This window comes from Providencia sp. PROV209, assembly GCF_028479485.1.
GTDB classification, from domain to species: domain Bacteria; phylum Pseudomonadota; class Gammaproteobacteria; order Enterobacterales; family Enterobacteriaceae; genus Providencia; species Providencia alcalifaciens.
This window is the reverse complement of record NZ_JAMPNR010000016.1, coordinates 101,197-122,928: the sequence shown is the minus strand read 5'-3', so window position 1 is coordinate 122,928 and position 21,732 is coordinate 101,197. Positions and strand designations below refer to the sequence as shown.

General features: G+C 40.9%; 21 protein-coding genes. 9 read left to right on the top strand and 12 right to left on the bottom strand.

Annotated elements, in window-relative coordinates; genetic code table 11:
* Positions 1-2: 2 nt before the first annotated feature.
* The 6 genes from PR795_RS12660 to PR795_RS12635 all read right to left on the bottom strand — a co-directional run bounded on the left by PR795_RS12660 (position 3) and on the right by PR795_RS12635 (position 7,480).
* Positions 3-1,133 (bottom strand): M20 family metallopeptidase, encoded by a 1,131-nt coding sequence (locus PR795_RS12660; protein ID WP_006661644.1) that lies wholly within the window; start codon positions 1,131-1,133, stop codon positions 3-5.
* Positions 1,134-2,011: 878 nt separating this feature from the next.
* On the bottom strand, positions 2,012-2,896 hold the full coding sequence (htpX, locus tag PR795_RS12655; protein WP_006661643.1) for a protease HtpX: 885 nt from the start codon (positions 2,894-2,896) through the stop codon (positions 2,012-2,014).
* 187 nt (positions 2,897-3,083) lie between these two features.
* A complete protein-coding gene (locus tag PR795_RS12650) occupies positions 3,084-3,908 on the bottom strand; it encodes a cell envelope biogenesis protein TolA (protein ID WP_272516860.1) in 825 nt (274 codons plus the stop codon).
* 224 nt (positions 3,909-4,132) lie between these two features.
* Positions 4,133-6,178 (bottom strand): carboxy terminal-processing peptidase, encoded by a 2,046-nt coding sequence (gene prc / locus PR795_RS12645; RefSeq protein ID WP_006658782.1) that lies wholly within the window; start codon positions 6,176-6,178, stop codon positions 4,133-4,135.
* Positions 6,179-6,197: 19 nt separating this feature from the next.
* A complete protein-coding gene (gene proQ / locus PR795_RS12640) occupies positions 6,198-6,887 on the bottom strand; it encodes an RNA chaperone ProQ (RefSeq protein WP_006661641.1) in 690 nt (229 codons plus the stop codon).
* Between the two features lie 110 nt (positions 6,888-6,997).
* A complete protein-coding gene (locus PR795_RS12635) occupies positions 6,998-7,480 on the bottom strand; it encodes a GAF domain-containing protein (protein ID WP_006658784.1) in 483 nt (160 codons plus the stop codon).
* A 131-nt stretch (positions 7,481-7,611) separates the two neighbouring features.
* On the opposite strand from PR795_RS12635, the gene yebS reads away from it, so the two are divergent.
* The 3 genes from yebS (at position 7,612) to PR795_RS12620 (ending at position 11,536) form a co-directional block, all read left to right on the top strand.
* On the top strand, positions 7,612-8,838 hold the full coding sequence (yebS, locus tag PR795_RS12630) for a membrane integrity lipid transport subunit YebS (protein ID WP_039861798.1): 1,227 nt from the start codon (positions 7,612-7,614) through the stop codon (positions 8,836-8,838).
* Positions 8,813-11,152, top strand: coding sequence for a PqiB family protein (locus tag PR795_RS12625; protein ID WP_181479964.1), 2,340 nt, complete (start codon positions 8,813-8,815; stop codon positions 11,150-11,152). The genes yebS and PR795_RS12625 overlap by 26 nt, the downstream gene beginning before the upstream one ends.
* A 150-nt stretch (positions 11,153-11,302) precedes the next feature.
* Positions 11,303-11,536: a DUF1480 family protein gene (locus tag PR795_RS12620; RefSeq protein WP_006658787.1), complete on the top strand. Its 234-nt coding sequence runs from the start codon at positions 11,303-11,305 to the stop codon at positions 11,534-11,536.
* Positions 11,537-11,869: 333 nt separating this feature from the next.
* Here the strand turns inward: PR795_RS12620 and PR795_RS12615 are convergent, their stop codons facing one another.
* The 4 genes from PR795_RS12615 to ftnA form a co-directional block, all read right to left on the bottom strand.
* Positions 11,870-12,217, bottom strand: coding sequence for a DUF2511 domain-containing protein (locus tag PR795_RS12615; RefSeq protein WP_006658789.1), 348 nt, complete (start codon positions 12,215-12,217; stop codon positions 11,870-11,872).
* 44 nt (positions 12,218-12,261) lie between these two features.
* The gene (gene copD, locus PR795_RS12610) at positions 12,262-13,158 is read right to left on the bottom strand and encodes a copper homeostasis membrane protein CopD (RefSeq protein WP_006658790.1); all 897 of its coding nucleotides are present in this window, start codon (positions 13,156-13,158) and stop codon (positions 12,262-12,264) included.
* A 1-nt stretch (position 13,159) separates the two neighbouring features.
* Positions 13,160-13,546, bottom strand: coding sequence for a copper homeostasis periplasmic binding protein CopC (gene copC / locus PR795_RS12605; protein WP_006658791.1), 387 nt, complete (start codon positions 13,544-13,546; stop codon positions 13,160-13,162).
* A 202-nt stretch (positions 13,547-13,748) separates the two neighbouring features.
* Positions 13,749-14,252, bottom strand: a complete 504-nt coding sequence (gene ftnA, locus PR795_RS12600; protein ID WP_006658792.1) for a non-heme ferritin — start codon at positions 14,250-14,252, stop codon at positions 13,749-13,751.
* A 291-nt stretch (positions 14,253-14,543) separates the two neighbouring features.
* On the opposite strand from ftnA, the gene PR795_RS12595 reads away from it, so the two are divergent.
* Complete coding sequence (locus PR795_RS12595; protein WP_006658793.1) at positions 14,544-14,774, top strand: DNA polymerase III subunit theta; 231 nt, start codon at positions 14,544-14,546, stop codon at positions 14,772-14,774.
* A 51-nt stretch (positions 14,775-14,825) separates the two neighbouring features.
* Here the strand turns inward: PR795_RS12595 and yebF are convergent, their stop codons facing one another.
* Both yebF and PR795_RS12585 read right to left on the bottom strand, forming a co-directional pair.
* Positions 14,826-15,236, bottom strand: coding sequence for a protein YebF (yebF, locus tag PR795_RS12590; protein WP_235048187.1), 411 nt, complete (start codon positions 15,234-15,236; stop codon positions 14,826-14,828).
* Positions 15,237-15,396: 160 nt separating this feature from the next.
* Complete coding sequence (locus PR795_RS12585) at positions 15,397-15,576, bottom strand: YoaH family protein (protein WP_006661634.1); 180 nt, start codon at positions 15,574-15,576, stop codon at positions 15,397-15,399.
* A 137-nt stretch (positions 15,577-15,713) separates the two neighbouring features.
* Here PR795_RS12585 and pabB point away from each other — a divergent pair, with 137 nt between their 5' ends.
* The 5 genes from pabB to PR795_RS12560 all read left to right on the top strand — a co-directional run bounded on the left by pabB (position 15,714) and on the right by PR795_RS12560 (position 21,725).
* Positions 15,714-17,084 carry an aminodeoxychorismate synthase component 1 gene (gene pabB, locus PR795_RS12580; RefSeq protein WP_272516859.1) on the top strand — a complete coding sequence of 457 codons (1,371 nt, stop codon included), beginning with the start codon at positions 15,714-15,716 and terminating at the stop codon, positions 17,082-17,084.
* Positions 17,077-17,637 (top strand): CoA pyrophosphatase, encoded by a 561-nt coding sequence (locus PR795_RS12575; RefSeq protein WP_036965823.1) that lies wholly within the window; start codon positions 17,077-17,079, stop codon positions 17,635-17,637. Before pabB ends, PR795_RS12575 begins: the two co-directional genes overlap by 8 nt.
* A 204-nt stretch (positions 17,638-17,841) precedes the next feature.
* Positions 17,842-19,206, top strand: coding sequence for an L-serine ammonia-lyase (locus PR795_RS12570; protein ID WP_006661632.1), 1,365 nt, complete (start codon positions 17,842-17,844; stop codon positions 19,204-19,206).
* 678 nt (positions 19,207-19,884) lie between these two features.
* Positions 19,885-20,850 (top strand): PTS mannose transporter subunit IIAB, encoded by a 966-nt coding sequence (gene manX / locus PR795_RS12565; protein WP_006661631.1) that lies wholly within the window; start codon positions 19,885-19,887, stop codon positions 20,848-20,850.
* Between the two features lie 77 nt (positions 20,851-20,927).
* Positions 20,928-21,725 (top strand): PTS mannose/fructose/sorbose transporter subunit IIC, encoded by a 798-nt coding sequence (locus PR795_RS12560; RefSeq protein WP_006658800.1) that lies wholly within the window; start codon positions 20,928-20,930, stop codon positions 21,723-21,725.
* The last annotated feature ends 7 nt before the right edge of the window (positions 21,726-21,732 follow it).

The window sequence follows — 21,732 nt, the reverse complement described above, 5'->3', positions numbered from 1 at the left end:
GATTACTGCGTAATACGCGTTAATACATTAAAAAATAACTGTGCGCGCTCAGTTAAAGAAGGGATCTCAAGATATTCTTTGTCACTATGTTGATAGCCACCGATCGGTCCCAAACCATCCACTGTTGGTGTTCCAACTCCCGCTGTAAATGAAGCATCAGAGCCACCACCAGTAGAAACATCTTCCAGTGTAATTGCTAATTTATTGGCTTCTTGTTTGATGATGTCGATGAGCTCAGCACTTTCTACCGTTTTTGCCATCGGAGGACGGTTAATTCCCCCCGTCAGAGAAAGCTGGATACCCTCTAGTACAGGTTGGCTACAAACTTCGCGGACTTTTTTATCAATCTCCACGCCTTGCTGCTCTGAAGAGATCCGCACATCAATCTCTGCACGGGCATTTGGCGCAACCGTATTCACGGATGTTCCACCCGAGATCAGCCCCACATTGACCGATAAGCCTTTATCATGCTGAGACAGAGCATGTAAGCTCTGGATTTTGTAGGCCAGCTCTTGAATTGCACTAATTCCAGCTTCTGGTGCAATTCCTGAGTGGGATGCTTTTCCTTGAATCGTCAGAACATAAGTTCCTACACCACGACGTGCACTTACAATGGCGCCATTTGCGCGAGCGGGTTCCATCACTAAAGCATAGCGTTTGCCCTTGGCGCATTGCTCAATTACAGTGCGTGATGAAATTGAGCCAATTTCTTCGTCACAGTTCAGCAGAACTTCAATTTTTTTATAACGCTCATCTTGTGTTGCATAGAGCTGCTTAATGACCTGATGCACCATAACATGGCTGCCTTTCATGTCGATAACACCCGGCCCATAAGCTCTATCGCCCTCAATACTGAATGGTCTTTCCGCAACAGTACCTTTTGGAAAAACTGTATCAAGATGCAGTAAAATTAAAATTTCAGGCGTGGTAGATGGATAATAAATACGGTAGTTATTCCCTAATTTTTCATTTGGAATAACTTCAACCTCAAAGCCCATTGATTGATAGCGTTCGCACCAAAATGCGGCATGGTTATCAACACCCTCTTTATCGTATGAACCTGACTCGATATTAACGACTTGCTTCAATAAATTCAGCATCTCAGTTTCGTGTGTTAAAAAGTCATTGTGCATGTTGGTTTCCTATCATTTATTATTTTATGGCGAGTTATTTCAAATCTGAAATACACGCAGAACGATGTGCTTTTTATTCAAAATGAAATGAAGTATTTATCAACTATAAATGACAATGCTGATTAACATTCTTTTTGCGCGTAAAATCGCCACGCTGGATATGCATAAATATTGAATATACATCTTGCATGTGTGAAAAAAGAATTTAAACCAAAGGAAACAACCTTATGATAATACGGCATTCACCTTGAATAAAAAGGATACTTTTGCACCATATCACAATAGATAAATAAATTACAAACAATTATAACTGCATACTTATGCAATGATTTTTTAATTTTTAAAAAAGTAATAGTTACAATAATGAATAATAAAACTATATAAAATATAGTTGTTGATAACAAAAAATAATTGGAATTCATTAATCCTATCATGTTGATTTTAGTTAACCATAAATAATCAACATTATGCAGAATATTAATCTTCCCCATGCATAGGACTTAATACAAATAAAGTGTACGGGATTTGTTTCACTTATCTCTATTTAAATAATCACAAAGAAGTATTTAGTCTATTTATTCGACATAATGACAGTAAATAAGCACCAACACCTCGAAAATATACGCAAACTTTAAACTGTTCGTTTAACGCTTTTCAATCAGTTGACATCGGTTTTTTTGGTATGCTGATTTGAGTGTTTACAGCATAAAATGCGCCATGCTTTTCCTGCCTTGATTCTAAATCTTGCTGGCACAATTTGCTGGAATAGTTAGATAAAATGATAAATAAAATTCTTCGGCGGTGAGTTTTTGGTAGGTAATAAAAAAGGGAAACATAACGTTTCCCTTTTACATTGATAGCATAAACTCGCTGTACGACTATTTCAGGTATTGCCCTGAACGTAATGCTTCAATACGTTTGTCTAATGGTGGGTGAGATAAAAATAGTTCGCTGAATGCCTTTCCGCGGCCATTAATACAAAATGCCATTAAACGCCCTTCTTCTTGCGGCTCATAGCTCGTTTTCAGGCGCTGCAACGCAGCAATCATTTTCTCTCTACCCACTAATTTGGCAGAGCCTGCATCCGCATGGAATTCACGGTAGCGAGAGAACCACATAGTAATAATGCTCGCTAAGATACCAAACACGATCTCTAATACCATTGACACGGCAAAGTAAACCATTGGGTTGCCATTGCTGCTTTCACTTTCGCTGTCATTGTTGTTTGACATGAAGCCAGCCGCAACTTGCGCCAAAATACGTGAAATAAAGATAACAAACGTATTCACGACGCCTTGCAGCAACGTCATGGTAACCATATCACCATTTGCCACATGGCTGATTTCATGAGCAATAACCGCTTCGGCTTCATCGCGGCTCATGTTTTCTAATAAACCAGTACTTACCGCAACTAAAGAAGCATCACGACGTGCGCCTGTTGCAAATGCATTAATATCCGGTGCGTGGTAAATTGCCACTTGTGGCATTTTAATACCAACTTGTTGAGATTGACGGCTAACCGTGTTAACTAACCACTGTTCCATTTCGTTACGTGGGTGCTCAATAACTTCACCACCAACAGACTTCAGCGCCATCCATTTGGACATCAGTAGTGATACAAACGCACCACCAAAACCGAACAATGCCGCCATAATCAGCAGCCCCTGTGCACTACTTCCACGTATCCCGGTTAAACTTAAAATTATCCCGAACACAAACATAACGGCTAAGTTTGTGAGCAAGAATAAAGCAATTCTCATCATTTTTATAGGTTCCTTGGTAAAAACAAACATTACGACAAATTTACTTTATAAATAAGGTTTTTTCACACCATTTCAAGCCCATTAACAGGAAAAAGTCACAAAATAACATATCTTTACACTCGGGAATAAAAATGCCGTTTTAGTAAACGGCATTTTCATGGAAACGGCAAGGACTAAAAGGAAATGATCAGCTCACTTTACCTTTAGTTGGTTTGCCTTTAGAGACTTTCGCGGTTGTTTTTGCTGCAGCTTTAGCTTTATCGGCTTTTGCTTTATCGGCTTTTGCTTTATCGGCTTTTGCTTTATCAGCTTTATCTTTTGCTGCTTTGGTTTTGTCTTTCTCCGTTGCTTTAGCTTTGTCGGCTTTTTCCTTCACCGCTTTAGATGTTTCCTTTTCTTTAGCTTTCGCTTTATCTGCTTTTTCTTTTACTGCTTTGGCAGATTCTTTATCCGCAGCTTTTGCTTTATCTGCTTTCTCTTTTACAGCTTTAGAGGTTTCTTTCTCAGCAGCTTTCGCTTTATCCGCTTTCTCTTTTACAGCTTTAGAGGTTTCTTTCTCAGCAGCTTTCGCTTTATCCGCTTTCTCTTTTACAGCTTTAGAGGTTTCTTTCTCGGTAGCTTTCGCTTTATCTTTCACAGCTTTAGACGTCTCTTTTTCAGCTGTTTTTGCCTTATCAGTGGCTTTTGATGCTTTATCTTTTGCAGTTTTACTCATGTTGTCACCTGTCTCTTTGATAGAATCTACCGCAGATGGTTTGCTAGATTGCTTCACCACACCCGCTCCAATACCCGCACCAATACCAGCACTTTTATTGATTGAGTTTTTTAGCTCAGTTGTACAGACTTGCTCTGAACGACTGGTTGTTCCGTCATTACAGATAAATTGCCCGCCATCACAACGAGCTATTCCACCTTTAGCGCCTGAACAAGGGTAGTTACTTGCATTTGCAGAACCCATTGACGACATCATGACCGCCATGACAGTTAATAAACCTACAGATAATTTACGCATTGTATTGCCTCATTAATAAGGGATATTACTAACTGAAGTGTAGGATATTTTTGAAAAAGCGAAAGAAAACCCAATTATTTTTTGAAAAAAATTTAGGTTTAGTTCATTTAAAAAAGTAAGAGGAAATTTGTTTTATATAAAAAGTAAATTAAATCAATCTATTAATCTTATTTTTTGAAATAAAAAAGCCAGCTTACGCTGGCTCTATAGTAGGCAATTTTTATTTACTGTTTAGCACTAGAAAGCATCTTAGTGTTTTGATTCGAAAGATCTATTGCCATCTTCACCGTTTCATCTAAATACGGATCTGGCGCTTCATAATCTTTCGGTAAATCATCAATTGATTTCAATAGCGGCTTACCAAGCTTCGCATTACGCTCATTAATGCGTTTTAGTTTCGTCGCTTCAATTTCATCATCCTCTTTCTGACGCTGAGCATAATTCAATGAAATCAGATTTTTAGTTGCTTTTAATGATTTATAACGTGCAATATCTTCATCGATATATTTAAACTCTGGATCGACGCTAATACGTGCTAAGTGTTTAGTTTTAATTGGTGATAAATCAGCTTTGATATCCCCAGATTGCGTATAATTTGCGGCTGGAATGCTATCCCAAGGCAACGCGTTATCTTCAAAGCTTTCACCTGTTTCTGCTGGATCTTGCCCTGTTGGCATGACCACATCTGGAGTTACCCCTTCACGCTGAGTACTTCCACCATTCACACGATAGAATTTTTGGATAGTATATTGCACTGAACCTAATGATGGCCATTCAGGTTTAAGCATTTGGTCATAAACACGACTTAAGCTTCTATGCTGTTGCACTGTACCTTTACCAAAGGTCGGTTCACCTACGATTAAAGCGCGACCATAATCCTGCATTGCTGCTGCGAAAATTTCAGAGGCAGAGGCACTAAAGCGGTCAACCAAAACCACTAATGGACCTTTATAATAGATAACATCATCATCATCTGCATCTTGACGAACTTGACCATTATTATCACGAACCTGAACCACAGGTCCTTTATTAATAAACAGACCAGATAACGATACCGCCTCAGTGAGTGCTCCACCGCCGTTACCGCGCAGATCAATCACCAGAGCTGAAACATTCTCTTTCGCCATTTTTTGCAGTTCAGTTTTAACATCATTGGTCAAACCAACATAGAAACCAGGGATATCCAATACCCCAACTTTCTCTTTGCCTTGCTGTTTGATTGTTAATTTAACCGCTCTATCTTCTAATCGAATTTGCTCGCGAACAATCGTCACGATACGTGGTTTAGCCCCTTTCGTATCCGAAACGACCTCTAAACGAACTTGGCTGCCTTTCGGACCTTTTATCAATGCAACTACATCATCTAAACGCCAGCCAACGACATCAACGATAGGTTTACCAACTTGTCCAACGCCAATAATCTTATCACCAACTTTCAGTTCTTTGCTCTTCGCAGCAGGACCACCTGCTACTAAAGAATTGATCGTTGTATTTTCATCATCTTGTTGCAGCACTGCACCAATCCCTTCAAGAGATAAACTCATTTCTGAGTTAAATTGTTCAGTACTACGTGGTGATAAATAACTGGTATGAGGATCAATTTCACGTGCAAACGCATTCATAATCAGTTGGAATACGTCTTCACTTTGCGCCTGAGCTAAGCGTTTCAATGCAAAATTGTAACGCTTAGTCAGTTTTTCTTTGATCTCTTTGTCATCTTTGCCTGTCAATTTCAAACTCAACCAGTCATAACGGACTTTTTGATCCCATAAACGGTCGAGTTCTTCTTTGTCTTTCGGCCAAGGTGCTTTAGTACGATCAACTTCAATAGAATCCGTCGCGTTTAAATCAATAGGCTGATCTAAACGCGCGAGTGCATATTTGAAACGTTCAAAGCGACGTTGCTGAGAAAGGTTATACAGGTCATAGAACTTATCTAGCTTGCCATCTTCAAGCCATTCGCCAGTTTTTGCTTTATCTTTTGCATACTGTTCGACGTCGGATTGAAGTAAAACATTGTGACCGTAATCAATCATATTGAGATAACGGTCAAATATTTTCCCAGAAAACTCTTTGTCTAAATCGAATTGACGATAGTGAGAACGAGTAAAACGCGATGTTACCCTTTCACTCACTGTACCGTGCTGAGTATTCTGCTTTAAAAGAGGTAACTGAGCAGCAGTGACCGGAGTCACTGCCTGAGTATTAGCAATTGCAGTGCCAAAAGTCGCGAGACTAACGACAAATGCAACTTGAAGTAATTTGTTCATGACCTGAGTGACCTCCGTATCAGAACTTTAAATGTTCCGCGCGCACAATCATTGCCAAACCAGATGGCAATTGAACCCTAACACCATCTTTGGCAATTTCTAGCACAGAGGCATCCATCATACTGCTACCCACTTTCACTTTCAGAGTCTGACCGACTTTCAGTGTGTTGATATCAGTAACTGATTTCAAGTTCTCTTCGACAGGATTGCTACGAGGTTTTTTCGGAGCGGCAGTTTGTGGACGCTCTTTTTTGTCTGATGGACGGCGACGAGATGCGTTTTCTTTATTATTCGCATCATTTTGACGAGGCGCTTTGTCACTAGGCTTTTTCGCAGCAGGACGCTTTTGCGTTTTTTGTTGCTCTGCGCGTTGTGCTTGAACTCTCGCTTTCGCTTCAGCTAATTGTTGACGCGCATGGGCAATGTGCTCTGCATCTAACTCACCGCAGTCATCTCCATTTAAGTCAACACGTTTTGCGCCTTCTTTAACACCGTAAAGATAACGCCAGCTAGAGGTATACATGCGTAACGCAGAACGTAATTGCGTTTTACTAATACCGTCTTCTTCGGTTAAGTTCCCTACGATATCTTGAAAAATTCCGACTTTCAGCGGACGTGCTTCGCCTTCAGCGATAAAACAGCGTGGAAAACGCTCTGCTAAAAATGCGATAACTTCTTTACTACTATTCAACTTAGGTTGATTTTCCATGAAATTTCCTGATAACAACGATTTTGCCAACCTCACGGGCATGAACAAGCGGACATTATAATCGTGTTGCTGACAATTGCCACGTTCCTATTAATTTTACATACCAATATTTAATAATATTTTGGTATAGAACACATAGCCAAGTGTTGGCATAACTGGTCTGTAAGGTATTGAAGCCCTTTTTCATCCTCTTGATCGAATTGGCCGATATTTGGGCTATCTATGTCTAAAACCCCAATTACCTTGCCATTTACGTTCAATGGAAAGACGATTTCTGAGTTACTTGCGGCATCACAAGCGATATGACCAGGGAAAGCATGCACATCTTCGACACGCTGAACTCGCTCTTGTGAAAATGCAGTACCACAAACGCCTTTATCGAATGCGATTCGAACGCAAGCAACTTTACCTTGGAATGGACCAAGAATCAGTTCATTTCCATCACTCAAGTAAAAACCGACCCAATTGATACCTGATAAACGTTCAAATAATAACGCACTACTATTTGCCAAACTCGCAATTAAATCATACTCTCCAGCGAGAAGTGCAGATAAACTATCTGAAAGTTCGTGATAATACTTCTTTTTATCCATATTTATTTTCAGTTATACCTAAACAAGTAAAAAATCTTAGTAAGCGTAGACCGTAGGTTAGCAAGTTGTCACTTTTACGTAAATTTTTTTACACTAGATTACAAGCAAATTAATTCATACAATGAATATATATGACCCACATTAATCATACTGCCATGAATTTGCAACGTTGCTGCCATTGCAACCAAAAAATAGTGACTCCGCCTTTTCAACCTCAGCAGGTCATTGTTTGCCCAAGATGTTCTAGTCAACTTAATGATGGTCGCTCATGGTCGCTCCGTCGTCTCGCGCTATTATCTATTACTTTATTGCTCCTTGCTCCCATCGCTTTTTGGCAACCTCTAATTTCTATTCATCTATTTGGGATACAAATTAATGCCAATGTACTTGATGGTGTTCGCCTAATGAGTGAACAAGGTGATCCGTTTACTGCCAGTATTGTCGCTTTTTGTGCGATAGCGGCCCCATTGCTACTACCTATTTCGATTTTATCTCTCGTCTTAGCCCGTTATTTAGCGATGAACATGCGCCCTATTTTATTGATGATGAAACACCTCAAAGAATGGGTCATGCTGGATGTCTATTTAGTTGGGCTCGGTATTGCAGCAATTAAAATGAAGGATTACGCGACGGTCTATATGGGACATGGACTGATTGCATTCAGCATCATGTCCGTGATTAGTATCCTTATTTTAATCCACATCAATCTCGATGAGTTGTGGCGGCGGCTGTATCCTTTGGAGGAACAAGCGGATTCTCCCCGCGCCAAAACATGTCTAGCTTGCCATTTTACTGGAGAACCGAATAAAAAAGGGAAATGTCAGCGCTGTCATCGCCCACTTCATCATCGTGAACCTCTCAGCCTACAAAAAACATGGGCAGCACTGATTGCTGCCATGGTGTTGCTGATCCCTGCTAACCTACTGCCTATTTCAATCTTTTATTTAAATGGGCGGCGGTTAGAAGACACAATTTACTCAGGTGTGGTTTCCTTAATTGATTCTGGAAACTGGCCGATTGCCATTATCGTCTTTATTGCCAGTATTTTGGTGCCCTTTGTAAAAATAATCATCATGATATTACTGTTATTTTCAATTCAGTTTAAAAGCCACACCGACCCTATTCTACGTATGAAGTTACTCAAATTCGTTTCATGGATCGGGCGCTGGTCGATGTTAGATTTATTCGTCATCGCCTTAATGATGACATTGGTTAACCGAGATATGCTGATGTCGTTCACCATGGGACCAGCGGCTTTATATTTTGGTACTGCGGTTATTTTAACTATCCTTGCTGTTGAGTGGTTAGACAGTCGATTAATTTGGGATTCTTATGGAAAATCAAAACCATCAAAATGAAACTTCTGATGAAGTTTCGGAGGCTGTCCGTCGTAAAAGGACAACCATTTCACCCTTTTGGCTGCTTCCCATCATCGCGATTATGATCGCAGGCTGGCTACTGTTCCAACAATGGGTCGAACGCGGAACACAAATTACCATTCAATTTTCTTCCGCTTCTGGGGTTGTTGCTGGGCGAACACCAATCCGCTACCAAGGTGTCGATGTCGGAATGGTACAAACAGTGTCCATCAGTGGTGACATGAAAAGTGTCCTTGTCACCGCGAATGTCAATAAAGATATGCGTTCCGCGCTCACCAGTGGAACGCACTTTTGGCTGGTCACACCCAAAGCTTCTTTAGCTGGTGTATCGGGGTTAGATGCGCTAGTTGGCGGGAACTACATTGGTATGCAACCCGGTACAGGCTCACCTAAATCTCAGTTTATCGCACTTGATACGCCGCCTCTGCGCAACTTAAATGAAGGTGAATTACTGATTTATCTCACCGCAAAAGATTTAGGGGCGTTGAACGAAAACTCTCCGGTTTATTATCGTAAAGTGCCTGTCGGTTATATTTCCGATTACTCCTTATTACCTGAAAATAAAGGCGTCTCAATCGCCGTTATTATTAAAAAACGCTACGTTAACCTTGTACGCTCAGATAGCCAATTTTGGAATATTTCCGGTATTGAAGGCGGATTTGATCTCAATTCAGGTGCCAGCATCAAAATGGAAAGCCTTTCGGCGGTCATCAATGGTGCTGTAGCATTTGATTCACCTGAAAACAGTCTGCCGGCACAAACGGGACAACAGTACGTATTACAAGCCAGTAAAGACGATGTCAAACCGCTAGATCAGCAAGGTAACCTAGATTTACAACTCACCCTAACCGCCTTGGATACATTTGGGGTTAACGTAGGTCAACCCGTTGTATACCGCGGGATCAAAATTGGTGAAGTGTTACAACGTCACTTAACTGACGATAATGTTCAGTTCCAAATTTCCATTTTCAATGAATTTAAACATTTGGTTAAACAAGACAGTAAGTTTGTTGCCAATAGCCGTGTCGATGTACAACTGGGTATGAATGGCGTGCAATTCCAAGGCGCTACGCCACAAGAATGGTTAGATGGTGGCTTACATATTATTCCAGGGAAAGGCAAAGATACCTTACCCGAATCATTTCCTTTATACCGTACGGATGAGAATGCCAAAGCAGGTGTTTTAGGCTCAACCCTACCAACGACGATTACGTTGAACACCAATACGCTACCTGATATCCAACAAGGTTCCGTCGTGTTATATCGACAATTTGAAGTGGGTAAAATCGTCTCGATTAAGCCAAATAATGATGGTTTTGCGGTGAATGTCTATATCTCCGCACAATATCGCAACTTACTCACACCACAAAGTGTATTTTGGGCAGAAGGTGGCGCCAAAGTTCAGTTAAATGCAGGTGGTTTAACCGTTCAAGCCTCCCCGCTCAGCCGTGCATTTAGTGGTGCTATTAGCTTTGACAATATCCAATCTGGCTCTTTGGATACTTCACGCCAACACACTCTCTATCCATCAGAAACTGCCGCGAAAGCCATTGGTAGTGCTGTGACGCTAACCACCTTTGATGCCTCTAAATTATCAGAAGGAATGCCTATCCGTTATTTGGGGATTAACATTGGTCAAATCGAATCATTGCAGCTCTCAGCTGATAACCGCGAAGTGAAAGCAAAAGCTATTTTATACCCAGAATATGTGGAAAACTTCACCAAAATTGGCAGCCGTTTTGCCATTGTTACCCCCGAGCTTTCACCTTCTGGGGTCAATAATCTTGATACACTGATCCAACCTTATATTAGTGCAGAGCCAGGGCGCAGTAATAAGAGCCGTTTCCAATTTGAATTGCAAACTGCCAACATTACAGATTCCCGTTATCTCGATGGTCTCACCATTATCCTTGATGCCAGTGAAGCGGGTTCTATTCAGGTAGGAACGCCAATTCTGTTTAGAGGATTAGAGATCGGAACCGTCACCGGGCTTTATTTGGGAGAGCTTTCCGATCGCGTTTATGTTGCAACGCGTATAGGTAAAGAATACCAATATCTGATCCGTGATAATACCCAGTTCTGGTTATCTTCAGGTTACAACCTCGCCTTTGGCTTAACGGGCGGCGTGGTGAAAAGCGGCACATTCAAACAGTTTGTTCGTGGTGGAATCTCGCTGGCAACCCCGCCAACAGTGCCACTCGCACCTAAAGCTAAACCTGATCAGCATTTCATTCTGAAATTAGAGCCACCAGCGGACTGGTTAGACTGGGGAACCCCTATCCCCAAAAAATAATCCCTAACAAGGCGTCCTATTTTTCAGCAGGACGCCTTTTTTATCTTCCATTCATAAGAAAATATTTTGGAAATGAATTCCATTTATACTATGCTTAATTTCGTTGGGCTGATTTTTTATTGTTAAAATAAAGAGTAAAGAGGAAATGTTATGAGCATAGTTAAATTGAAAATCTCTTCCTATGAAATCAATGATGCAGTAATGGCGGACAAGCGTAGCGATACCGTGAGTATTCCTTGTGATTCTGATTCTGAATTCTGCATGCAATTAGATGGCTGGGACGAACATACAAGTATCCCTGCGACACTGAATGAAAAGCCTGTTTTGCTCTATCGCCAACGTTACGATAAAGAAAATCATCACTGGCTGATGAGAATTGCTTAATGAGTGCGAAGGGGCTAAGTCGAAATATCAGATGGGAAATAACACAAAAAAAAGAGGCCTGGTAGATTCCGATTACCGGGCCTTGGGAAATGGCTCTGGCAGAGCCGTGCGCTAAAATTGCCATTGAGACGTAACAAAGTACTCCCTAATACTAGCGTTCAGCTTACGTTCTTACCACTTAAATTAGCAATTATTTCACATATTTTTAACACAATTTATTGCTTAATTTTCCAAGATTGAACTATTTGCATGATAAGTTAAATCTATCAGAGCAATCAGTAAAACCTTTCAATCGCCATTCCCTTGATCTTTCAGCTAAAAAGTCTCAACATCTTATTTATTTTCACACAACTTTTCTGCTGCTTGTTTTAGCGGTAATACTCTCTCTTCAACAGATTTCGAGGTTTCAATCGGTGTGAGTAGTACATCGATCGGCTGTGCTTGAATCTGTTTTTTCTCCATTTGTGCAGTCGCAATATCATTTAGCGGATGCTGCATTAATGTAGCGGGATTAATCACAACCAAGGCTCCATTAGCTCGGCACTCTAACATCACTTCTTCACGTTTTAGTGGCCAATCATCGCCAAACTGTTTTTTACTCACTGTCGCCAATGGTGCAGCAACTGCAGTACTGAATGCTCCACTCAGTAATAATGCACAAACTAGTAATTTGGATTTCATCTAAAGTAACCTTGTCAAACGAGGGTTATATACATAGGAAGCTATTATACAGGTTGGTAGGTAGCAAAAATAGACACAGCAAGAATAGCGATAGTTCCTAGCAATAATTCAGCCCAACTATTCATAATCAAATAGCTGATACGCCCTTGCTGCTGAAGACGAGGAACCACCCAATAACGATTGGTTAGTGCTAACAATACCATCAATCCAACTAATACAATTTTTAGCCATAGCCAAGATTGATATTCGGACAACACTGACGAGAATGGCCAATCAGGCAATAAAATCACACTATTGATAATTCCTGTGACAAGGACGCAAATAACCGCAAGATGCCCTAATTGTGAGTAACGCTTCATTGAAATCACAATTTGCTGGTCTAATCCCGTTTTAAGTTTATCTTTACTGCGCAAGAATTGAATACAAATCAGAAATGGCCACAACCCGCCAAACCAATATGCACAACTAATCAGATGAATAAATTGGTTGATCTGGTGAAACACACCTAATCCCCCATCATGCATTGCAGCATGTCCAATTAATGCATGCAAACCAAGGATAATAATGGAAAAAATAAGGATAAGATAAAGCTTTAGCGTAATCGGGCGTATAAATAGCACCGCCAATAAGCCAACCGCACAGAGGATTTCCCAACGCCAGATTTGTCCAAACGTTGTGCCGAGTACACCTTGCCAAATAGTCATATCCAGCGCATCTTCCCAGCCATCGCCCATCAAACCTGATTGAGCAATCATCCAGCAAAATGTGGTAATAATCGTGATAACTGCGCTAAAGATAATACTTTTCTTCAGTGCAGTTTGTAACAATTCGCGAAATTGCCCACGACAAACTATCACCGCAAACATTGACATTCCACACATCAACATTGCGGCGATAAAGTGAGCAAATCGCGTTAAGGTATAAAATGCTTCTAGTGACATATTATTTCACAGTGAAGCTATAGTTCCCTTTTGTTTTATGTCCATCAACAGAGACCACGCTCCATTGAACATCATATTTACCCGCAGCTAGCTTACTTTCGACAGGAATAATGACTTTGGTATTGTTGCTAGGATCTAAAGCAGCTTTACCTGTTTTGATAGTCTGTTTATTTTCATCGGTCACATTAACTTTAGTAAAGTTAACTTCAATGCCTTCAGAAAAATTCAGCGTGATTGCTTCAGGGGCTTGTTCTAGAGCGGCGCCCTCAGCGGGTAATTGATCTTTCAGATGGGCATGCGCGAAGGCTTGTTGAAATGACATTCCTAAGAACAGTACAGCGACCGCGCTTAATTTACGCCAAGATGATTTTATCTGGTTGATTGGCATAGTAACCTCTTAATTTGCAGGTGAATTTAGATATATTGCCAATCATTATACGGAAAATAATACGATGCGCAGCGATAAAAGCAGATTTTCTCAGCCAGCTTGTGAACTTTGACACAAAACGAGAATAAAACTCACTCGCAAAAATAAAACAAGCGCCATTCATTACTGAGATGGCGCTTGAAACATAAAATAAGGAAATAGATTAAACGTGCGCTGCTGCCGCTAAACCTTTCAGATCTTTATCCAGTAAGAATAGAGATTTACCTGATTCACCCACCATGCCCAGTTTATCAAGCACAGATTTGAACAGTTTCTCTTCTTCATGCTGCTCTGCCACATACCATTGCAGGAAGTTAAATGTTGAATAATCTTGGGTCGTCATCGCCAAATGCGCTAACTTATTGATTTCTGAAGTAATCAACTGCTCATGCTCATAGGTTTTGTTGAATACATCAGCGATAGAGTCAAAATTTTCTGGTGGCGCAGCAATCGCACCTAAGCGAGGTAATGCACCTGTATCGCTAAGGTAATTAAATAAACGCTGCATATGTTCCATCTCTTCTTGCGAGTGTGCTTTTAAGAATGCAGCTGCGCCTTCAAAACCTTTATCGCTACACCAAGCACTCATCTGTAAGTACAGGTTGGCAGAGAAGAATTCAAGATTCAGTTGTTTATTTAGCGCTTCAATCATGTCAGCTTTTAACATAGTTCTACCTTAATGATGATGATTTTAAGAAGTTATACTGCACAGTAACATAATAAATGAATACATAAAACATTCTTTCCATAAAATTTAATTTATTGATTAACAATGATTTTTAGTAAAAATAACACGAATCAATCGCATTAGCTTTTCATTACCGTCATAATCCTAATTGGCGACTATTATCGAGTTTGAATTTGATATTATTCATTGGTGATATCTTTATTTTATCAAGATTTTCTGTACTTCAATTGCTACAATTACGGCTGATGTTGTTAACTGTTAGGATTTAAAATGAGCCACAATCTTGCCATCCTCCCCAAAGACGAGATGGATAAAATCAACGTTGACCTTCTTGCTTCCGGTGTTGCCTTCAAGGAGCGCTATAATATTCCTATTATTCCTGAAGCCGTCGAACGTGAACAGCCAGAACATCTGCGGGATTACTTTCGGGAAAGACTGGTTTATTATCGCCAGTTATCGATGAATTTTGCTCGTATGCCATATGAGCCAAGAAATCGCTAAAACAAAAAAAGGAGAATTCAATTCTCCTTTTTCGTTCGCTAAACCTGCAAATTAATTGCTGGTGTTATACGTAATCGTGTCGTTTTTGCAATTGACTGTAACACGGTAGTGCAAATCAGATTTTGAGCCTCTGACCACTAAAGGAAGTATGTAACCCTCTTCAGTTTTAGTCACTTCATTGTCATTAATCCAAGCAACTGCTTTTTTACCTACCGCCGCTTTTTCATCTGTCCAACGTGGTAATCTGTTGTTCATAAAGTCATTTTTAACTTGAGCTGCAATTTGTGGTTCAGTGAGATTACCACAACTCACAAATGCCGCAGCTTTGCCTTCTTCCTTGTTAGCACTGAACGCAAACGAACTTAATACAAGCGCACAACCGCCTAAAACAACTGCCATTTTTTTATTAATATTCATACCATCCTCCGGCACCCACGAGATGTAGGTGAAATTGAGATCCATTTTACTCACCAAAACTGCATCAAGGTTAACAACGCCACGCATATATGCTGACGTTATCCATACAGTGTAGTTGCTAAAATAAAACCTATGAGCAAAATGACTTAACCGATATGAATTTATCAGAAATATTTTTAAATGTTAATAGTATGTTTACCGATTATTAATTTTCATCATCGAATCGAGCAACAATTTGCTCTTTATCTTGGTATTTTTCTCTGATTTCGTGCGCTACCAGCGCAATCGCCTCTCCACTACTCATGCCATCTGCCATCAATTGGTGAATACGCTCAACGGCTTCTTGTTGCTCTTCATGGGAAAGTGCTGGCATACCTGAAAACATCATCAACCTCTTTAAATTGTGGACTTATTTTATACATTAGGATTTTCAGCAAATTTTAACAGCTCTTACCTTAATAAGGTAAGATTATATGGTAATCTGGCATCATTCACTGTAGAACCCGATATTAATTGATTGATATGGCTATTAATAAAATACAACTTCCTTACAGCCCAAATGCGGCATTAGATTATTTTGCACCGTTATCACACCAACCGTGGGCAATGCTACTCCACTCAGGTCAGGCTGAACACTCACACAATCGCTATGATATGATTGTCGCCGATCCGGTCGCAACCCTACTAACCCGTGGTCCTCAAACCGAAATTCAAATACAAAACCAACCCATACAATATTCGGAACAGGACCCTTTCGCCCTTTTACAACAGCAAATTGATCAATACCCCGAAGCAAAATGCATGGATGAGCACTTGCCATTCCAAGGTGGCGCTATGGGTATTTGGAGTTATGATCTCGGTCGCCGCATCGAAAAATTGCCTGAACTCGCCACAACTGAACTGAAGTTTCCTGATATGGCAGTCGGTATTTATTTATGGGGTTTAATTGTCGACCATCATGAACAATGTGTGACGTTGTTTAGTCATCAAGATGTCGAGCAGCGGTTAGCCTGGTTGCAGGCGCAGAAAACGACACGTAAAGCGCCCTTTGCACTAACATCGCCGTGGCATGCCAACATGACTGAAGAGCAATACCATGAAAATATTGCCCGAATTCACCAATACTTACGCGAAGGTGATTGCTACCAAATCAACCTTGCACAGCGCTTTAAAGCTAAATATAAAGGTAATGAATGGGATGCTTTTCTAACGCTGAATCAACATAACCGCGCGCCATTCTCCTCGTTCATTCGCTTGCCTGATAATGCTATTATCAGCATTTCACCTGAACGCTTTATTCTATTAGAAAAAGGTGAGATTCAAACACGCCCCATTAAAGGAACATTACCTCGACTTGATTCTCCAGAAGAAGATCAGCTGCAAGCTGAAAAGTTAGCAAACTCATCGAAAGATCGTGCTGAAAACTTGATGATTGTAGACTTACTACGTAATGACATTGGACGCGTCGCAAAACCCGGTACTGTGCGCGTGCCTGAACTCTTTAAAGTAGAGCCATTCCCTGCCGTTCATCATCTTGTCAGCACGATTACGGCGACATTAGAGACTCAATACCAAGCTACCGATTTACTTCGCGCATGTTTCCCTGGCGGTTCAATTACGGGAGCACCCAAAATTCGTGCTATGCAGATTATTGAAGAGCTTGAACCGAATCGTCGACATGGATATTGTGGTGCAATAGGCTATATTAGTTTCTGTGGCAATATGGATACGAATATTACAATCCGTACCCTACTTACTGATAAAAAACAGATTTATTGCTGGGCAGGCGGTGGTATTGTTGCTGACAGTCAAGCTGATAAAGAGTATCAAGAGACTTTTGACAAATTACGTTTAATTTTGCCAATACTAGGAAAACTGGATAACGATGACTGAGCTGAATAGCTTTATTAACCGTTTTCAATTGACACTTCCCTTCTCACGCCAACCCGCCACATCGGCGGGTAAAGCGGCTGCTGTGCTCTTGCCGATTATCAACAAATCCAATCCAACATTGTTACTAACTCAGCGCTCGCCTCTCTTGCGTTCTCATGCAGGGCAAGTCGCCTTCCCCGGTGGTTCACGTGATCCTGAAGATTCAAATTTAATTGCCACGGCGCTACGAGAAGCCTACGAAGAGGTCGCCATGCCGCCTGAAAAAGTACAAGTTTTAGGGCAGCTCGCTCCGATTACCAGCATTGGCGGTTATCAAGTAACCCCGATTGTTGGACTCGTGCCCGATAATATTCGCTATCAAGCGAATCCAAGCGAGGTTTCGTCTATCTTTGAGATCCCGCTGTTTGATGCGCTATCTCTACAGAAACATAAATATGTGGATATCAATCGCTCTGGTCGTGAGAAACGTATCTTTTTTTACTGGTATAACAACCATTTAGTTTGGGGTTTAACAGCATCCATCCTGCACCAACTTGCCTTACAGCTGGATTAATTTTTACAGCGAATAATCCTTTTATTCAATTATTTTTCCATTGCCTAAAATACAATTAGTGCTATTTATAACCAATCCACCTTATGTAACTACCTTATTTCAAAAAATACTTTAAACTTACTGGTTAACACTACGAAATAACAGTAAAGTAGCGCCCTTTAAAATAAATCACTATATCTTCATCTTTTGTTTAAGGAGTCCTGCGTGATAAGCGTTTTCGACATGTTTAAAGTGGGCATTGGCCCTTCAAGCTCTCATACAGTTGGTCCGATGAAAGCTGGGAAAGAATTTGTCGATGATTTGGTCAATAAGCAATTATTACCATCCGTCACCCGTGTCGCAGTAGACGTTTATGGCTCTTTATCCTTAACAGGTAAAGGTCACCATACCGATATCGCCATTATTATGGGTTTAGCAGGTAACCTTCCTGCTACCGTTGACATCGAATCAATCCCATCCTTTATCAAAAATGTGGAAGAAACAGAAAAGTTACCATTAGCAAATGGTACCCATACTGTTGAATTTCCACGTGAAGGTGGCATGAATTTCCGTCAAGATAACTTACCGTTACATGAAAACGGAATGACTATCCACGCCTTCGCTGGCGATAAAGAAATTTATACCAAAACCTACTATTCCATCGGTGGTGGTTTCATTGTTGATGAAGAGCATTTTGGTCAAACGGCATTAGACAGCAAACCCGTTTCTTATCCATTCAACTCGGCTGCTGAGTTACTGCTAAAATGTAAAGAATCAGGTTTGTCCATTTCCAGCTTGATGATGAAAAACGAGTTGGATTTACATCCACGTGAAGAAATTGATGCTTACTTTGCTGATGTATGGAAAACCATGCAAGCGTGTATTGAACGCGGTCTTAACACCGAAGGCATTCTACCGGGTCCACTGCGTGTACCACGCCGTGCGCCAGCACTTAACCGTTTAGTTACCTCTGCTAACAAACTGTCGAACGACCCCATGAACATCGTTGATTTGATCAACATGTATGCATTAGCCGTTAACGAAGAAAACGCAGCGGGTGGGCGCGTCGTGACTGCACCAACTAATGGTGCTTGCGGTATTGTTCCAGCAGTGCTGGCTTACTATAACCACAGTATTGAACCTGTCACCCCTGAACTGTATTTGCGTTATTTCTTAGCCTCCGGTGCAATTGGTATTCTCTACAAAATGAATGCTTCTATCTCCGGCGCTGAAGTCGGTTGCCAAGGTGAAGTTGGTGTGGCGTGTTCTATGGCAGCAGCTGGTCTCGCCGAATTATTTGGCGCAAGCCCAGAGCAAGTGTGTATTGCTGCCGAAATTGGTATGGAACATAATTTAGGTTTAACCTGTGATCCTGTTGCAGGACAAGTTCAAGTACCTTGTATCGAACGTAATGCCATCGCTTCTGTTAAAGCTGTTAACGCAGCACGAATGGCTTTACGCCGAACCAGCGAACCTCGCGTTTCACTGGATAAAGTCATCGAAACTATGTACGAAACCGGTAAAGATATGAATGCGAAGTACCGTGAAACCTCTCGCGGTGGTTTAGCAATCAAAGTCCAATGTGATTAATTATTAGTACGTAGACCCTCCCTCTTCATGGCGTATTGTGCATCATGAAGAGGGAAATTTTTCCTCACTTTACCTCCCCCTTATTTAATTTATTTAATTAAGTTAATTGCCCTTACGACTCCCTACCACCATTCTGTCTCTCTCTATCAGCTTTGCTCGTTTCAGCTTTCGATTTTTATCGTTTATGGTTGTTTTGCTTTGTCTGTTTTTATCGCCTTTTCTCTTATTTTTGAATCTATACTTTCGTCCTTTTATTACTGAAGATTCTATCCCTCAGACTAAATTTGCTCACTATTCAATCAATTCTAACAATCACCCTCTAAAAAATTCTCTTTTTGTTACCGATAACAAAGCAATACATCGCTAACTAAACAAAATAAAGATTATTTATCTAAAGAATATTATATTTTCAGATTTATAGGTTTATTTATCAGTGATATTTGGATCGGTTTTTATTTTTCTGACGCGAAACAAGTTTTTTAGATTAATCCTAGTGATATGATTGGACTGACCATTCAGCTAATAATTGCACTTAACTAATTATTAGCTAGCCACTTAGTTTGAATTTATTCAGCTACTATTTAAGGTGCAGGGGAAACACATAGAGAAGAAGTTCGGTTTCTAACTTCTATTCTATCGTCAATGATGTTTCGATTTATCTGTTAAGAGGGAAAAATAGTGAGTATAGCTATTATGATTGGTACCCACGGAGTTGCTGCCGAACAGCTACTCCGAACCACCGAGATGTTAATAGGCGAGCAAGAAAACGTCTCGTTTATTGACTTTGTCCCTGGGGAAAATGCTGACACGCTATTCGATAAATACACACAAAAGCTGACCACTCTTGATACCTCAGCTGGTGTGCTATTTCTTGTTGATACGTGGGGAGGTAGTCCATTTAATGCTGCTACGCGCATTGCCAATGAGCATGACAATTACGAAATCATTACAGGCGTAAATGTCCCAATGCTCGTCGAGACCTTCATGTGCCGCGATGATAACCCATCCATGGATGAGCTGATCACTGTCGCACTCGAAACAGGTCGCGGTGGCATCCGTCCATTCAAGTTTAAAGAAGTTGTTGCAGAAGCACCCGCACCTAAAGCCGTCAACACACCTGCTCCACAACCTGTTATTGCCGGTCCAGGTGAACATATGATCATTGCTTTAGCCCGTGTTGACGACCGTTTAATCCACGGTCAAGTCGCGACGCGCTGGACCAAAGAGATGCGAGTTAAACGCATTATCGTGGTCAGTGACGAAGTGGCAAAAGACACTGTACGTTCCACGCTACTGAAGCAAGTTGCCCCTCCTGGTGTCACCGCCCACGTTGTTGACGTAGATAAATGTGTCCGCGTTTACAACAACCCGAAATACTCGGGTGAGCGTGTCATGCTGTTATTTACTAATCCAACAGACGTACAACGCATTGTTGAACAAGGCGTTGAAATTGACTCGGTCAATATCGGTGGAATGGCTTATACCGAAGGAAAAACCATGGTCACCAATGCCGTATCAATTAACCAAAAAGATATCGATGCATTTAAGTATTTGAATGACAAAAATATTGAGTTAGAAGTCCGTAAAGTTGCTTCAGACAGTAAAGTCCACATGATGGATTTAATTAATAAACTCAAAAAATAATGTTTTAGAAATTAGTTCATATTGAACCGTTACTCAAAAACAGTCTTAAAAACTTGTTGGTTACAGGAGATTAAACAATGGAACTTACCGTTGTTCAAATAGTAATGGTCTTCGTTGTGGCTTGTATCGCCGGTATGGGATCAATCCTCGATGAATTCCAGTTCCACCGCCCTCTCATTGCCTGTACGCTTATTGGTATTGTTCTGGGTGATATGAAAACCGGTATTATTATCGGTGGTACGCTGGAAATGATCGCGTTAGGTTGGATGAACATCGGTGCGGCGGTTGCCCCTGATGCAGCATTAGCCTCCATCATTTCAACCATTCTGGTTATCGCAGGTGGTCAAAGTATCGGCGCGGGTATTGCAATCGCGATACCATTAGCTGCTGCGGGTCAAGTCCTCACCATTATTGTACGTACAGTTACTGTTGCATTCCAACATGCTGCTGACCGTGCTGCGCTCAATGGTAATTTATCCGCGATTGGCTTTATTCATATTTCTGCATTATTACTTCAAGCAATGCGTATCGCCATTCCGGCTCTCATTGTTGCTGTCTCAGTCGGGACATCAGAAGTACAACAGATGCTGGATTCCATCCCTCAGGTTGTTACTGACGGTCTGAATATTGCGGGTGGTATGATTGTTGTTGTGGGTTATGCGATGGTTATTAACATGATGCGCGCTGGCTACCTCATGCCGTTCTTCTATTTAGGTTTCGTCACTGCAGCATTCACTAACTTTAACCTTGTTGCGCTTGGTGTGATTGGAACTGTGATGGCTATCCTATATATCCAACTCAGCCCTAAATACAACAAATCTCAGGTTGTTGTCACACAAAACAGCAATAACAACCTCGACAATGAGCTGGACTAGGAGGAAT

Coding starts and splice junctions, on each gene's coding strand:
- PR795_RS12660 (WP_006661644.1), bottom strand. CDS start 1,133: ATGCACAATGACTTTTTAACACACGAAACTGAGATGCTGAATTTATTG.
- htpX (WP_006661643.1), bottom strand. CDS start 2,896: ATGATGAGAATTGCTTTATTCTTGCTCACAAACTTAGCCGTTATGTTT.
- PR795_RS12650 (WP_272516860.1), bottom strand. CDS start 3,908: ATGCGTAAATTATCTGTAGGTTTATTAACTGTCATGGCGGTCATGATG.
- prc (WP_006658782.1), bottom strand. CDS start 6,178: ATGAACAAATTACTTCAAGTTGCATTTGTCGTTAGTCTCGCGACTTTT.
- proQ (WP_006661641.1), bottom strand. CDS start 6,887: ATGGAAAATCAACCTAAGTTGAATAGTAGTAAAGAAGTTATCGCATTT.
- PR795_RS12635 (WP_006658784.1), bottom strand. CDS start 7,480: ATGGATAAAAAGAAGTATTATCACGAACTTTCAGATAGTTTATCTGCA.
- yebS (WP_039861798.1), top strand. CDS start 7,612: ATGACCCACATTAATCATACTGCCATGAATTTGCAACGTTGCTGCCAT.
- PR795_RS12625 (WP_181479964.1), top strand. CDS start 8,813: ATGGAAAATCAAAACCATCAAAATGAAACTTCTGATGAAGTTTCGGAG.
- PR795_RS12620 (WP_006658787.1), top strand. CDS start 11,303: ATGAGCATAGTTAAATTGAAAATCTCTTCCTATGAAATCAATGATGCA.
- PR795_RS12615 (WP_006658789.1), bottom strand. CDS start 12,217: ATGAAATCCAAATTACTAGTTTGTGCATTATTACTGAGTGGAGCATTC.
- copD (WP_006658790.1), bottom strand. CDS start 13,158: ATGTCACTAGAAGCATTTTATACCTTAACGCGATTTGCTCACTTTATC.
- copC (WP_006658791.1), bottom strand. CDS start 13,546: ATGCCAATCAACCAGATAAAATCATCTTGGCGTAAATTAAGCGCGGTC.
- ftnA (WP_006658792.1), bottom strand. CDS start 14,252: ATGTTAAAAGCTGACATGATTGAAGCGCTAAATAAACAACTGAATCTT.
- PR795_RS12595 (WP_006658793.1), top strand. CDS start 14,544: ATGAGCCACAATCTTGCCATCCTCCCCAAAGACGAGATGGATAAAATC.
- yebF (WP_235048187.1), bottom strand. CDS start 15,236: ATGGATCTCAATTTCACCTACATCTCGTGGGTGCCGGAGGATGGTATG.
- PR795_RS12585 (WP_006661634.1), bottom strand. CDS start 15,576: ATGTTTTCAGGTATGCCAGCACTTTCCCATGAAGAGCAACAAGAAGCC.
- pabB (WP_272516859.1), top strand. CDS start 15,714: ATGGCTATTAATAAAATACAACTTCCTTACAGCCCAAATGCGGCATTA.
- PR795_RS12575 (WP_036965823.1), top strand. CDS start 17,077: ATGACTGAGCTGAATAGCTTTATTAACCGTTTTCAATTGACACTTCCC.
- PR795_RS12560 (WP_006658800.1), top strand. CDS start 20,928: ATGGAACTTACCGTTGTTCAAATAGTAATGGTCTTCGTTGTGGCTTGT.